Source organism: Pseudomonas nitroreducens, from assembly GCF_010994165.1.
In the GTDB taxonomy this organism is placed as follows: domain Bacteria; phylum Pseudomonadota; class Gammaproteobacteria; order Pseudomonadales; family Pseudomonadaceae; genus Pseudomonas; species Pseudomonas nitroreducens.
On the sequence record NZ_WMBX01000001.1, the window covers coordinates 1,610,045 to 1,622,277 of the forward strand.

Consider the following 12,233-nt stretch of genomic DNA (forward strand, 5'->3'; position numbering starts at 1 on the left):
GCAGCATGAGCGAACCCCTACTGAAGATTACCGGCCTGCGCATCGAGGCCGACGGCGCGGACGGCTGGAGCGAGATCGTCCACGGCATCGACCTGCAATTGCAGCGCGGCAGGATACTCGGCCTGGTCGGCGAGTCCGGCGCCGGCAAGTCCACCATCGGCCTCGCCGCCATGGGCTACACCCGCGACGGCTGCCGCATCAGCGGCGGCGAGATTCTCTTCGACGGCATCGACCTGCGCCAGGTGCCCGAAGCGCTGCATCGCGAGCTGCTCGGCGCGCGCATCGCCTATGTGGCGCAGTCCGCGGCGGCGAGCTTCAACCCGGCGCACCGGTTGATCGACCAGCACTGCGAGAGCGCCCTGGAGCACGGCCTGGCGCCCCGTGAACAGGCGCGCCGGGATGCGGTGGCGCTGTACCGGAAGATTTCCCTGCCCGAGCCCGAGTCGATCGGCGAGCGCTATCCGCACCAGGTGTCAGGCGGCCAGTTGCAGCGGATCATGACGGCCATGGCGATGTCCTGCCGGCCGGACCTGATCATCTTCGACGAACCGACCACGGCACTGGACGTCACCACGCAGATCGACGTCCTGCTGACCATCCGCGAGCTGGTCCGCGAGTTCCAGGTGGCGGCCATCTACATCTCCCACGACCTCGCCGTGGTGGCGCAGATGGCCGACGAGGTGATGGTGCTCAAGGATGGCCACATGGTCGAACGCGGCGACAAGCGCCGGGTGATCGCCGAGCCGCAGGCGGACTACACCCGCTCGCTGTGGGCGGTACGCAACCTCGCGTGTGAGGCGCGTCCGCCGGTGGCCGCCGACCAGCAACCGCTGCTGGAGTTGCGCGGCATCCGCGCCGGCTACGGCAACAAGCAGGTGCTCGACGACGTGTCGCTGAAGGTCTTTCCGGGGCGCACGCTGGCCATCGTCGGCGAGTCCGGTTCGGGCAAGTCGACGCTGGGGCGCTGCATCACCGGGGCCTTGCCCAGCCGCGAGGGCAGCATCCTGTTCCAGGGCAGGCCGCTCGCGGGGCATTACGCCAAGCGCAGCCGGGACGAGCTGCGTTCGATCCAGATGATCTACCAGATGGCCGACACCGCGCTGAACCCGCGCCACCGCATCGGTGACATCGTCGGGCGACCACTGCAGTTCTATGGCGGCCTCGATGCTGCCCGGCGCGAAGAACGAACCCGTGAATTGCTCGATGCCGTGGGCCTGGAACCCGGCCGCTTCATGGCCCGGCGGCCGGGCGAACTGTCCGGCGGGCAGAAACAGCGGGTGGGCATTGCCCGCGCCCTGGCGGCGGACCCGGCGGTGATCGTCTGCGACGAGATCACCAGCGCCCTCGACCAGCTTGTCGCGGAGGGCATCCTGCGGCTGATCGACGACCTCAAGCAGCGCCTGGGCATCACTTACCTGTTCATCACCCACGACCTGTCGGTGGTGAAGTCCATCGCCGACGACGTGCTGGTGCTCAAGGCTGGCCGCGTCGTCGATTTCGGCGACAAGCAGCGGGTGTTCACGCCGCCGTGCGACAGCTACGTCACGCGCCTGCTCGACAGCATGCCGCAGATGGACCCGGACTGGCTCGACGGCCTGTCGCAACGGGGCGTTGCCTGAACTCATTTCCGCTCAAGGAGCAAACCATGACCGCAACAACCCTGCAGGACTGGAGCGAGCGCGCGGCAACGCTCGCCATCGAAGGTCGCTGCTTCATCGACGGCGACTACTGCAGCGCGCAGGACCTGCGCACCTTCGACAAGGCCAGCCCGCTCGACGGGCGCCGCCTGGCGGCCATCGCACGAGGTGGCGCAGCTGACATTGAGCGTGCCGTGGCCAGCGCGCGCCGGGTATTCGAGGCCGGGCACTGGTCGCGCATGGCACCGGTGCAGCGCAAGCGCATCCTGATCCGTTTCGCCGATCTGCTGGAAAGCCACGCCGAGGAGCTGGCGCTGCTGGAAACCCTCGACATGGGCAAGCCCATCGCCCACTCCCTGGCCACCGACGTGCCCGGCGCGGCCAATGCCATTCGCTGGTCCGCCGAGGCAATCGACAAGGTCTACGGCGAGATCGCCGCCACCGCCGAGGACCAGCTGGGCCTGGTCACCCGCGAAGCCGTGGGCGTGGTTGGCGTGATAGTGCCGTGGAACTTCCCGCTGCTGATGGCCAGCTGGAAGCTCGGCCCGGCGCTGGCGTGTGGCAACTCCGTGGTGCTCAAGCCGTCCGAGCGCTCGCCGCTGACGGCCATCCGTATCGCTCGGCTGGCCTGCGAGGCGGGCATCCCCGTGGGTGTGTTGAACGTGGTGCCGGGCTATGGCGCCGAGGCCGGTGACGCCCTGTCGCGGCACATGGACGTCGACGCCATCGCCTTCACCGGCTCGACCGGCGTGGCCAAGCGCCTGATGGTCGCCGCCGGGCAGTCCAACCTCAAGCGCGTGTGGACCGAGGCCGGTGGCAAGAGCCCGAACATCGTCTTCGCCGATGCGCCCGACCTGCGCGCGGCGGCTATCAGTGCCGCCGCCGCCATCGCCTACAACCAGGGCCAGGTCTGCACTGCCGGTTCGCGCCTGCTGGTGCAGGAGTCGGTGCGCGAAGAATTCCTCGAGCATCTGCGTGAAGCACTGGCCGCGTGGACGCCGAACGACGCCCTTGATCCGACCAGTTGCTATGGCGCACTGGTTGACGCCCAGCATCTGCAGTTGGTGCAGGGCTACATCGCCAGCGGCCTGGAGGAGGGCGCCCGGCTGGTGGCCGGCAGCGGCGAAAGCGAGGGTTGCTACCTGGCGCCGGTGGTCTTCGATGGCGTGCGCAACGACATGCGTATCGCCCGCGAGGAAATCTTCGGCGCCGTGCTCTCGGTCATCAGCTTCAAGGATGCCGAGGAGGCGGTGGCCATCGCCAACGACACGCCCTACGGCCTGGCGGCGGCCTTGTGGACGTCCAACCTGTCCCGCGCGCACCAGGTTTCGCGTGCGCTGCGGGCCGGCTCGGTGTGGGTCAACCAATACTCGGGCGGCGACATGACCGCGCCCTTCGGCGGCTTCAAGCAGTCCGGCAACGGGCGTGACCGTTCGCTGCACGCCTTCGACAAGTACACCGAACTCAAGGCGACCTGGATCAGGCTCTGAATGAACTAACTTTTGACCATGACGGACACGGGGCGGAATAATCCGCCCCAACTGCCAACCTTGGAATCGGCACGCCATGTCACAACAGAAGGTGGCGCAGCAGAAAGCGGCGCAACAGAAAACGAAAAAGGTCTACGACCCTGAATTGCGCCGCGAGGAGATCATCAAGGCTGCCTTCCTCTGTCTGAGCGAGGAGGGCTACGCCAAGCTGTCCGCGCGCAAGGTGGCGGCGCGCGCCGAGATGGCGCTGGGGCACATAAGCTACCACTTCAAGGACATGAACGAGCTGCTGGTGGAGGCCTACAAGTACGCCTCGCACCAGCTCTACGAAGCGACCCGCGCGGGGCTGGTGGCCGAGCCGCGCACGTCCATGGCGCAGCTGGAAGTGTTCCTGCGCAGTGGCTTCACCAGCACCTTTCTCGACCGCAGCTACCTGTCGGTGCGCATCGACCTGTGGTCCGCCTCGCTGTTCCAGGAAGACATCGCCGACACCGAGCGCAAGCTCTACGCCATCTACCGCGAACGCCTGGTGGAAATCCTGCGCAGGATCGCCGAGGAGCGCGAGGTGGGCGCCGAGCGTATCGAGAAGTCGGCCGACGCCATCATGGCCATGCTCGATGGCTTGTGGCTGGACTGGCAGCGTCGGCGCAACATGAAGGCCATTGAGCATGGCATCAGTGCCTGTCTCGATCTGGTGGCGTTCTACATGCCCGAATCCGGACGCTGAGGCACCGCGCGGAATCTCCTGCCCGGGGACGCGGCAGATGACTCGAACCGCCCCTCAGTGAATCGTCGGGAAGCGCGCCTTGACCAGTTCCCGGGCTTGCCAGGTCATCTGGTCCAGCAGGCGATCGCGTTTCTGCTCGGCCTCGCGCATCGCCTTGCTGCCCTTCTGCTTCACCAGATAGGTGTGGATCTGCCGCACTTCCTTGGACTGGTAGATCGGCGCGAGATCCTGCACCGCGACCATGCCGTCGGAACGCCGGTCGCGGGTGTTCAGCAGCACGTGCGGCCCCTGCGCCGCCAGGATACGGAAGCCCATCGCCTCGAAGACCGGCACCTTGCCCGCCGCACAGGCCAGTTCCGCGTGGGGGCGATGCTCGAGCATCTTCTGCAGCATGGCGCGGGCGATACCGCGCCGGCGGTGGCTGGCCTGGACGGCGAGGTAGGCCAGGGTGCAGGCCTGGGGGGCATCCTGGCTCGGCAGGTAGAGGGCGAAACCCAGCACCTGCGATGGGTCTTCATCATCCAGGGCGAGGATTAGCCGCGTGGGACCGTCCGGCGAGCCGTTCATGGCCTGCAGGTACAGGTGCACCTCGAAGCCGATCACGTACTGGTACAGCTGGAACAGCGGGTTGCTCGGCGTCAGCGGCACCGGGCTGACGTCGCTGAAATAGTCCACCACCATCTGCAGCACCTGGCTTTTCAGGGATTCGGGGGGCGAGGTGTCGAGGTTTACGAGGGTGAACATCTGAAGCTGGCTCCGGGCGTGCCCGATCCGGGGGAATCGGCGTGGTGCCCATTGTAACCTCCGCGGGCCTCGAACGATTCCTCCGGTGGGCGCTGGGCGGCAGGCGCTGCGCAGCTTTCCCAGCTATCGCGCGAGGGTCTTGTACAGGGTCACTGCGGCGGCGCTCCGGCACCCAGGCGTCGAGCTGGAGCTGGTAGCGCACCTTCCACGCGCGCTACCAGGGCATCGCGCTGGACCTCCCGCCGGTGGAGTTGCACATGCTCGCCGGACTGTCCGCGCGCCTTGTTTTCTGGCGATTCCGGTCAATGCTCTATCAGCCCGCCAGCGTTCCCGGCAGGCAGGCTGCCGAGCGAGCTTCCCCTGGCTTGATATGCATCAAAGGGATTTCGCTCCGGCCAAGCACACTGGGTCCGGTCGGCCGAGGCGCCGCGGGCATTCGTTCCCTGCGATCCCCGGTCCTGTGCATCCATGGCGCATTCCAAGCGAGGAGAAACAACGATGGCAATGATGAAAGCGGCGATCTTCGTGGAACCGGGGCGAATCGAGCTGGCGGACAAACCCATCCCCGAGGTCGGCCCCAACGACGCGCTGATCCGCATCACCACGACCACCATCTGCGGCACCGACGTGCACATCCTCAAGGGCGAGTACCCGGTGGCCAGGGGGCTGACCGTCGGGCACGAACCGGTTGGCGTCATCGAGAAGCTCGGCAGCGCGGTCAAGGGCTACCGCGAGGGCCAGCGTGTCATTGCCGGTGCGATCTGCCCGAATTTCAATTCCTATGCCGCGCAGGATGGCGTGCCCTCGCAGGATGGCAGCTACCTCGTCGAGAGCGGTCGCTGCGCCTGTCACGGCTACAAGGCCACCGCCGGCTGGCGCTTCGGCAACCTGATCGACGGTACCCAGGCCGAGTACGTCCTGGTGCCCGATGCCGAAGGCAACCTCGCGCCGATCCCGGACAGTCTCACCGACGAACAGGTGCTGATGTGCCCCGACATCATGTCCACTGGCTTCAAGGGCGCCGAGAACGCCAATATCCGTATCGGCGACACCGTGGTCGTCTTCGCCCAGGGGCCGATCGGCCTGTGCGCCACCGCTGGCGCCCGCCTGCTGGGTGCCTCGACCATCATCGCGGTGGATGGCAACGCGCACCGGTTGGACATCTCCCGCAACATGGGGGCCGACGTCACCCTGGACTTCACCAAGTGCGACGTGGTGGAGGAGGTGATGAAGCTCACCGGTGGGCGCGGCGCCGATTCGTCCATCGAATGCCTGGGGCTGCCGAGCACCTTCGAGCAGGCGATGAAGGTACTCAAGCCGGGCGGGACGCTGTCGAGTCTGGGGGTCTACTCCAGCGATGTGCACATCCCGCTCTCGGCGTTTGCCGCCGGCCTGGGTGACCATCGCATCAATACCGCCCTGTGCCCTGGCGGTAAGGAGCGCATGCGCCGCCTGATGAGCATCATCGAGTCGAACCGCGCCGACTTCGGCTCGCTAGTGACGCACCACTATGCGCTCGACGACATCGTCAACGCCTACGACCTGTTCGCCCACCAGCGCGACGGCGTGCTGAAGATCGCCATCAAGCCCTGAGGTGGAGGCAATGGCCTGATGCCGTCCGCAGCAGGTCATTGCCCCGAATGATCCGGCCAATTGCGCAGGGCAGGGCAAATCCAGTATTGTTGAGAACGATTATCATGTTTAACAATACTGGACGTTCATGGACAGCGAGCGGGCATTCGAACGGGATGTTGAGCGGCTTTACCTTGCCCACCACGGGTGGCTGAAGGGCTGGCTGCGCCGCCGCCTGGGCGAGCACGCCGATGCGGAAGACCTGGCCCATGACACCTTTGTGCGGGTGATGCGCTCGCGCAGCGCCATCGCCGACCTTCGCCAGCCGCTGGCCTACCTCGCCACCATCGCCAACAGCCTGCTGATCAACCGCTGGCGCCGCCAGGCGGTCGAGCGCGCCTACCTCGAAGCGCTGGCCGCGCGTCCCGAAGCGGTGGCGCCGTCCGAGGAAGAACGCCTGCTGCTGATCGAGGCTTTGGTGGAGGTCGATGAACTCCTGCATGGCCTGGCGCCCCAGGTGCGGGAAATCTTCCTGCTGTCGCAGCTCGACGGCCTGACTTACCCGCAGATCGCGTTGCGCCTGGAATTGAGCGTCAACCAGGTGCAGAAGGCGATGAGCAAGGCGTTTGCGGCCTGCTACGCGAGCCGGTTCGAGTGAACGCCATGTCCCGCGAGAGCGATTCCCGGCCCATCTCCAGCAGCATCCGCGACCAGGCGATTGCCTGGTTCACCCTGGCCCAGTCGGGCTGCATGAGCGATGCCGAGCAGCGCCAGTTGCTGGTCTGGCGCGAGGCCAGCAGCGAGCACGAGCGCGCCTGGCAGCGCCTGAGCAGCATCCCGCTCGGCCTGCAGCGTCACGCCGGCGCACTGGCCGACCCGATGGCGCGGCAGCTGGCCGGTCGCCGCCACTACAACGAGATGGATCGGCGCAAGGCGCTCAAGGTGCTGGTCGGTTTCGGCCTGCTCGGCGGGCTTGCCTGGCAGGGCCGCGACACGCAGTGGGTGCAGGGCGCCATGGCGGACTACCGCACCGGCGTCGGCGAGCGAACGCCGCGCACGCTGCCCGATGGCACGCGCCTGTGGCTCAACACCGCAACCGCGGTCGACCTGCATTACACCGACAGCGCTCGCGAACTGCGCCTGCGCTACGGCGAAATCGAGATTCTCACCGCCCGCGATGGCGCGGGGCGGCCGTTCCGGGTTGTCAGCGGCGATGCAGTGTTGCAGCCGTTGGGCACGTGCTTCCGCGTCCGCAGGGACGAAGGCGGGCGTGGCACCTTGCTGGCCGTCACTCAGGGGCGGGTCGCTGCCAGTTCGCGGGCAGGCGGCGAGGCGAGGGTGATCGAGGCGGGGTCGCAAGCTCGTATCGACGCGGCTGGCGTCGGCGCTCCGCAGGTGCTGGAAGCGAATGGCGGTGCCTGGGTCGATGGCTACCTGGTGGCCGAGCGCATGCGCCTTGGGGATTTTCTCGCCGAGCTGGACCGCTATCGTTCAGGGCTGCTGCGCTGCGATCCGGCGGTCGCCGGTATTCGCTTGAGCGGCTCCTATCCGCTGGCCGATACCGACCGGGTGCTGGCCATGCTGCAGGACAGCCTGCCGGTGACGGTCCAGCGGCGCACCCGCTACTGGGTGACAGTGGGCTCGCGCTAGGGAAAGAAGCCCAGCGCTACGGAAAATCGCAGACGAGCGCCGCAGAAAAACACCAATGAAAATAATTCTCGAAAAGTCGGCAGGTTTTCGTTTCTCGCTTGGCCTAGGGAGAAATCCCTGCTCGCTCACGCGGGCCCACAACGAGAAACGGACCCTCTGCCCATGACGCTTCACCCCATCGCCCGCGCCCTGCGCCAGTCGCTCGGCCTTGCCCTGCTGTCCTGTTCCACGCTGGCCCTGCTGCCGATGTCGCCGGCACAGGCCGAATCCGCGGTCACGCGGACCCAGCACTACGCCATTCCCGCCGGCCCGCTGGATCAGGTGCTCGGCGATTTCGGCCGCAGTGCCGGCATTCCCATCTCGGTGAACGCCGGCCTGACTGAAGGCAAGCGCAGCGTCGGGCTCAATGGCGAGTACAGCATCGAAGACGGATTTGCCCGCATCCTGTCTGGCACGCAACTGACGGTGCGCCGCCTGGAAAACGGCGGCTACGGCCTGGTGCCGACGCCGTCGGATGCGGTGCTGGAGATGGATTCCACCACGGTGTCCAGCCAGGTGCTGGACGCGACCACCGAGGGCACCAATTCCTATTCGGCCCGCGCGGTGACCATCGGCAAGGGCGCGCACTCCCTGCGCGAGACCCCGCAGTCGGTGACGGTGCTGACCCGTCGCTACATGGACGACCAGAACGTCACTACCATCGAACAGGCGATGGAGAAGACGCCGGGCATCGCCGTCTACGAGTCGCCCATGGGCGGCAAGTACTTCTACTCCCGCGGCTTCATGATGCAGGGCCAGTACCAGTACGACGGCGTGCCGCTGGATGTCGGCGGCGAGTACGTCCAGGCCAACAGCTTCTCCGGCGATATGGCCTTCTACGACCGGGTCGAGGTGCTCAAGGGCGCGGCGGGCATGCTCAAGGGCTCGGGCAGCTCCACCGGCGGTGTCAATTTCGTCCGCAAGCGGGGCCAGAGCGTGCCGGAGACCAAGCTGTCGCTCTCGGCCGGCTCCTGGGACAACTACCGCGGCCAGGTGGATACCGGCGGCCCGCTCAACGAGTCCGGCACGCTGCGCGGGCGGACAGTCGTGGCGCTGCAGGATCGCCAGTATTTTTACGATGTCGGCAAGCGCAATGACCAGATTATCTACGGCGCGCTGGACTACGACGTGACCCCGGATACCACCGTGGGCCTGGGCGTTGCCTACGAGAAGCTGGATGCGACTCCGTGCTGGCACGGCCTGCCGCGCTACAGCAACGGCAAGGACCTGAAGCTCAGCCGCTCGACCTGCCTGGGCGCTACCTGGAACAACTGGGAAAGCGAGCGCACCACGGTATTCGCCGACCTGTCCCAGCAGTTGAACGAGGACTGGGCCTTCAAGTTCGCCGGCGTCTGGACCCACAACGACCAGGACATCAAGTACGCCCTGTCCGAGACCTCGGGCGGTGTTGCATCGGGCGCGACCTCGGCGCCTTCCTCGGTGTATTCCGGGCTGTTCGACTACGACCAGACCGACTACGGCTTCGATGCCTACCTGGACGGAAAATTCGAGGCCTTCGGCCTGCAGCATGAGCTGACCGTCGGCGCCAACGCCAGCCGCGCCAGGACCCACGATCACTACGCGCTGATCAACATGACCAGCCTGCTGGGTACCTCGCAGGACCCGTTCCATCCCAACTCGCACATTCCCGAGCCGGCGGATGATTTCTACGCGCCCAACTCCTACCGCGGCGGCCCGGTACCCACCAACTCGGACACCCGCCAATTCGGCACCTACGCCACCCTTCGCCTGAAGCTGGCCGAGCCTTTGACCGCGGTCCTGGGGGCGCGCGTCAGCTGGTACCGCAACAGCCGAGACTCCTACACTCAGGCCTGGGATTACTGGCAGCACGACCGCAGCCAGGAGAACGGCCAGGTCACGCCGTTCGCGGCACTGATCTACGACCTCAACGATGAGTGGTCCGTCTACACCAGCTACGCGGATATCTTCCAGCCGCAGAGCACCTACACCGACGAATCCGGCAGCCCGCTGCAACCCAAGACCGGCGCCAGCTACGAGCTGGGCATCAAGGGCGAGCTGCTGGAGGGTCGGGTCAACACCGCCTTCAACCTGTTCCGTACGGTGGAGGAACACCGCGCCGAGGCGGACTACGACACGGTCTGTGCCGGCTCATCCGACGGCTACTGCTACACCGATGTGGGCAAGGTGCGCGCCCAGGGCTTCGAGGCGGAAATCAGCGGCGAGGTCATCGATCGCCTGCAACTGCTGGCCGGCTACACCTACACCCAGACCAAGTACCTCAAGAGCGCCGCGGAAAATCCGCAGGAACCGACCTTCACCACCACCTACTTCCCGCGCCACCTGTTCCGCGCCTGGGCCGACTATCAATTGGCCGGCGAGCTGGACCGCTGGAGCCTGGGGGCGGGCGTGACGGCGCAGAGCGACACCTCCGTGCACAGCGGCAAGGTCACCTCGGTGCAATCGGACTACGCCATCTACAGCGGCCGCCTGGGCTATCGCATCGACGATCACTGGACGGTCGCGCTCAACGGCAACAACCTGTTCGACAAGAAGTACTACCAGAGCGTCGGTGCCGTTTCCTGGGGCAACTTCTACGGCGAGCCGCGCAACTTCATGGTGACCCTGCAAGGCGCGTTCTGACGCCGATTGGCCTGCGCACTGCCGCCGCGAAGATGCCGTTGATGCCGATCACGGCCTCTTCGTTGGGCGCCCCGGCAAGCAGTTGCTGCCTGGCGAGCTTCTCCATGGCCGCAGGGCCAACGCTTTGGCCGGCACGGAGATGGGGCGAGCGGCACATCGCGCGCGGGCCTGCGGCTACTCAACAGAAGAAGTGGCACAGGGCTTTCGAGCGTCAAGTGGTCTGGATCACCGGAGCTTCCTCCGGCATTGGCGAGGCCCTGGCCGGCCTGCTGTTGCAACAGGGCGCGCGCGTCATCCTCTCCGGCCGGCGCGAGGCAGCGCTGCAGGCTGTCGCCGAGCAGGCGCCGCAGCGCTCCCTGGTACTGCCTTTCGAGAGCGCGCCCGGTCGCTCAGGGCAGACGGCAACTGGCGGTCGTCAGCTCGGCAGCCGGCAGGGTCGGCGCTCCGCTGTGCACCGGCTACCGTGGCGCCAAGCACGCCGTGATCGGCTACTTCGAAGCCTTGTGCGCAGAGGTTGAACACACCCATGGCATCCGTGTCAGCGTGATCCTGCCCGGTTCGGTGCGCACCTGCGTGGCAGTCAATGTGCTCGGTGTACGCGGTGCCCGCCGCGGCCGCTCCGACGTCAATATCGACAATGGCATGTCCGCCGAGGAAGCTGCGCGGCGCATCGTCGATGGGCGAGCGGCCGGTCAGCGCAGCATCGAAGTGGCGGAAGGCACCGAGAAGCTCGTCCTGTACCTGCGGGGCACCGATCCCGGAGCGGCTGTTCACGCTCACCGCCGCTGACGGCGCCCGCCTGGCCGAAGAGCGTGCCCGCAACGGCAATGCCGATATCGACCCCGGAGCGGTGCAGCGCCTGGACAGCCGAGGGCCGCTGCTGGAAAGAAACGACCAGGTTTGTGCCTGCTGAGTGGCGGCCACTGGCCGATAGAAGCCCCGCCGTGCCTGGTCAGGTTACTAGCTCAGCAGAAATGCCGTCGGCAGTGTTCAGCAGCAGCTCCAGGTAGCGTTGCTCGGCACCGCTGGTGGCGAGGACGGCTTCGGGGCCGGACAGGTTGATGGCCGCGACGACTTTCCCGGCGCGGTCGCGGATGCTGGTGGCAATCGCCGTGGAGTAGTCCGAGCGGTGCAGCACCCAGCCGCGCTCGCGGTCTTCGGCGATGGTGTGTTGCAGTTCCAGCAGGGTGCGCGGTGCCGGGGCCGGGTAGTCGTCCAGACGAACCTGTTGGTAGAGCTGCGCGAGGCCGTCGGCGTCCAGTTCGGTGAGCAGCACGCGGCCCAGGGCGGTCACGTGGCAGGGCAGGCGGGTGCCCACCGGGATGTTCACCGTCAGCCGCTGCGGGGCGAAGGCGCGGTAGATATAGAGGCTCTCGGTCTGCTCGCGGATGCTGAGGTGGCAGGACAGCGAGGTCCTGTCGCGCAGAGCGTTGAGGTGTGGCAAGGCGATTTCGACGATGTCCCGGCTGCACAGGTAGGCGAAGCCGTCGGAGATCACTCGCGCGCCCAGTTCGTACTGGTTGCGCTCGAGCCGTTTCAGGTAGCCCATGTCCTGCAGTGTCTGGACGATGCGGTAGAGCGCCGAGGGGCTGACTCCAAGCCGCTCGGCCATCTCGTTCATGCCCAGGCTGCGCTCGCGGGCGTTGAACAGGCCGAGCAGGTTGAGGCCGCGTTCGAGCGCCGGTACGCGGTATTCGCTTTCACTCATGCTGTCTCCTTGGGCGACACCCGGTAATGGGCGCCGCCCGCTGC

11 protein-coding genes are annotated in these 12,233 nt (G+C 66.7%); 9 read left to right on the forward strand and 2 right to left on the reverse strand.

Annotated features, from left to right (window positions below; translation table 11 throughout):
* Positions 1–5 precede the first annotated feature (5 nt).
* From GJV37_RS07670 to GJV37_RS07680, 3 genes are all read left to right on the forward strand, one after another.
* On the forward strand, positions 6–1,619 hold the full coding sequence (locus GJV37_RS07670; RefSeq protein WP_193452282.1) for an ABC transporter ATP-binding protein: 1,614 nt from the start codon (positions 6–8) through the stop codon (positions 1,617–1,619).
* A 26-nt stretch (positions 1,620–1,645) separates the two neighbouring features.
* Entirely contained in the window at positions 1,646–3,127 is a 1,482-nt protein-coding gene (locus tag GJV37_RS07675; protein WP_193452283.1) for an aldehyde dehydrogenase, read from the forward strand.
* 76 nt (positions 3,128–3,203) lie between these two features.
* Entirely contained in the window at positions 3,204–3,854 is a 651-nt protein-coding gene (locus GJV37_RS07680; RefSeq protein ID WP_193452284.1) for a TetR/AcrR family transcriptional regulator, read from the forward strand.
* A 54-nt stretch (positions 3,855–3,908) separates the two neighbouring features.
* Here GJV37_RS07680 and GJV37_RS07685 read toward each other — a convergent pair whose 3' ends face one another.
* Positions 3,909–4,598 (reverse strand): GNAT family N-acetyltransferase, encoded by a 690-nt coding sequence (locus tag GJV37_RS07685; protein WP_193452285.1) that lies wholly within the window; start codon positions 4,596–4,598, stop codon positions 3,909–3,911.
* A gap of 498 nt (positions 4,599–5,096) precedes the next feature.
* Here GJV37_RS07685 and GJV37_RS07690 point away from each other — a divergent pair, with 498 nt between their 5' ends.
* The 6 genes from GJV37_RS07690 (at position 5,097) to GJV37_RS07710 (ending at position 11,270) form a co-directional block, all read left to right on the forward strand.
* On the forward strand, positions 5,097–6,191 hold the full coding sequence (locus GJV37_RS07690) for an NAD(P)-dependent alcohol dehydrogenase (protein ID WP_193452286.1): 1,095 nt from the start codon (positions 5,097–5,099) through the stop codon (positions 6,189–6,191).
* A gap of 127 nt (positions 6,192–6,318) precedes the next feature.
* Positions 6,319–6,828 carry a sigma-70 family RNA polymerase sigma factor gene (locus GJV37_RS07695; protein ID WP_024763486.1) on the forward strand — a complete coding sequence of 170 codons (510 nt, stop codon included), beginning with the start codon at positions 6,319–6,321 and terminating at the stop codon, positions 6,826–6,828.
* Between the two features lie 5 nt (positions 6,829–6,833).
* On the forward strand, positions 6,834–7,820 hold the full coding sequence (locus GJV37_RS07700) for a FecR domain-containing protein (protein WP_246228261.1): 987 nt from the start codon (positions 6,834–6,836) through the stop codon (positions 7,818–7,820).
* 162 nt (positions 7,821–7,982) lie between these two features.
* On the forward strand, positions 7,983–10,481 hold the full coding sequence (locus tag GJV37_RS07705) for a TonB-dependent siderophore receptor (RefSeq protein WP_193452288.1): 2,499 nt from the start codon (positions 7,983–7,985) through the stop codon (positions 10,479–10,481).
* 104 nt (positions 10,482–10,585) lie between these two features.
* Positions 10,586–10,999 (forward strand): SDR family NAD(P)-dependent oxidoreductase, encoded by a 414-nt coding sequence (locus tag GJV37_RS29480; RefSeq protein ID WP_246228272.1) that lies wholly within the window; start codon positions 10,586–10,588, stop codon positions 10,997–10,999.
* Positions 10,887–11,270, forward strand: coding sequence for an SDR family NAD(P)-dependent oxidoreductase (locus tag GJV37_RS07710; RefSeq protein ID WP_240157886.1), 384 nt, complete (start codon positions 10,887–10,889; stop codon positions 11,268–11,270). The genes GJV37_RS29480 and GJV37_RS07710 overlap by 113 nt, the downstream gene beginning before the upstream one ends.
* Positions 11,271–11,433: 163 nt before the next feature.
* Here the strand turns inward: GJV37_RS07710 and GJV37_RS07715 are convergent, their stop codons facing one another.
* Entirely contained in the window at positions 11,434–12,189 is a 756-nt protein-coding gene (locus GJV37_RS07715) for an IclR family transcriptional regulator (protein WP_170858494.1), read from the reverse strand.
* Positions 12,190–12,233: the final 44 nt, after the last annotated feature.

Bases quoted from the DNA above. Each gene is read 5' to 3' on its own strand.
- GJV37_RS07695 (WP_024763486.1), top strand. From the start codon at position 6,319: ATGGACAGCGAGCGGGCATTCGAACGGGATGTTGAGCGGCTTTACCTT.
- GJV37_RS07675 (WP_193452283.1), top strand. From the start codon at position 1,646: ATGACCGCAACAACCCTGCAGGACTGGAGCGAGCGCGCGGCAACGCTC.
- GJV37_RS07685 (WP_193452285.1), bottom strand. From the start codon at position 4,598: ATGTTCACCCTCGTAAACCTCGACACCTCGCCCCCCGAATCCCTGAAA.
- GJV37_RS07670 (WP_193452282.1), top strand. From the start codon at position 6: ATGAGCGAACCCCTACTGAAGATTACCGGCCTGCGCATCGAGGCCGAC.
- GJV37_RS07705 (WP_193452288.1), top strand. From the start codon at position 7,983: ATGACGCTTCACCCCATCGCCCGCGCCCTGCGCCAGTCGCTCGGCCTT.
- GJV37_RS07700 (WP_246228261.1), top strand. From the start codon at position 6,834: ATGTCCCGCGAGAGCGATTCCCGGCCCATCTCCAGCAGCATCCGCGAC.
- GJV37_RS07715 (WP_170858494.1), bottom strand. From the start codon at position 12,189: ATGAGTGAAAGCGAATACCGCGTACCGGCGCTCGAACGCGGCCTCAAC.
- GJV37_RS07680 (WP_193452284.1), top strand. From the start codon at position 3,204: ATGTCACAACAGAAGGTGGCGCAGCAGAAAGCGGCGCAACAGAAAACG.
- GJV37_RS07690 (WP_193452286.1), top strand. From the start codon at position 5,097: ATGGCAATGATGAAAGCGGCGATCTTCGTGGAACCGGGGCGAATCGAG.
- GJV37_RS29480 (WP_246228272.1), top strand. From the start codon at position 10,586: ATGGCCGCAGGGCCAACGCTTTGGCCGGCACGGAGATGGGGCGAGCGG.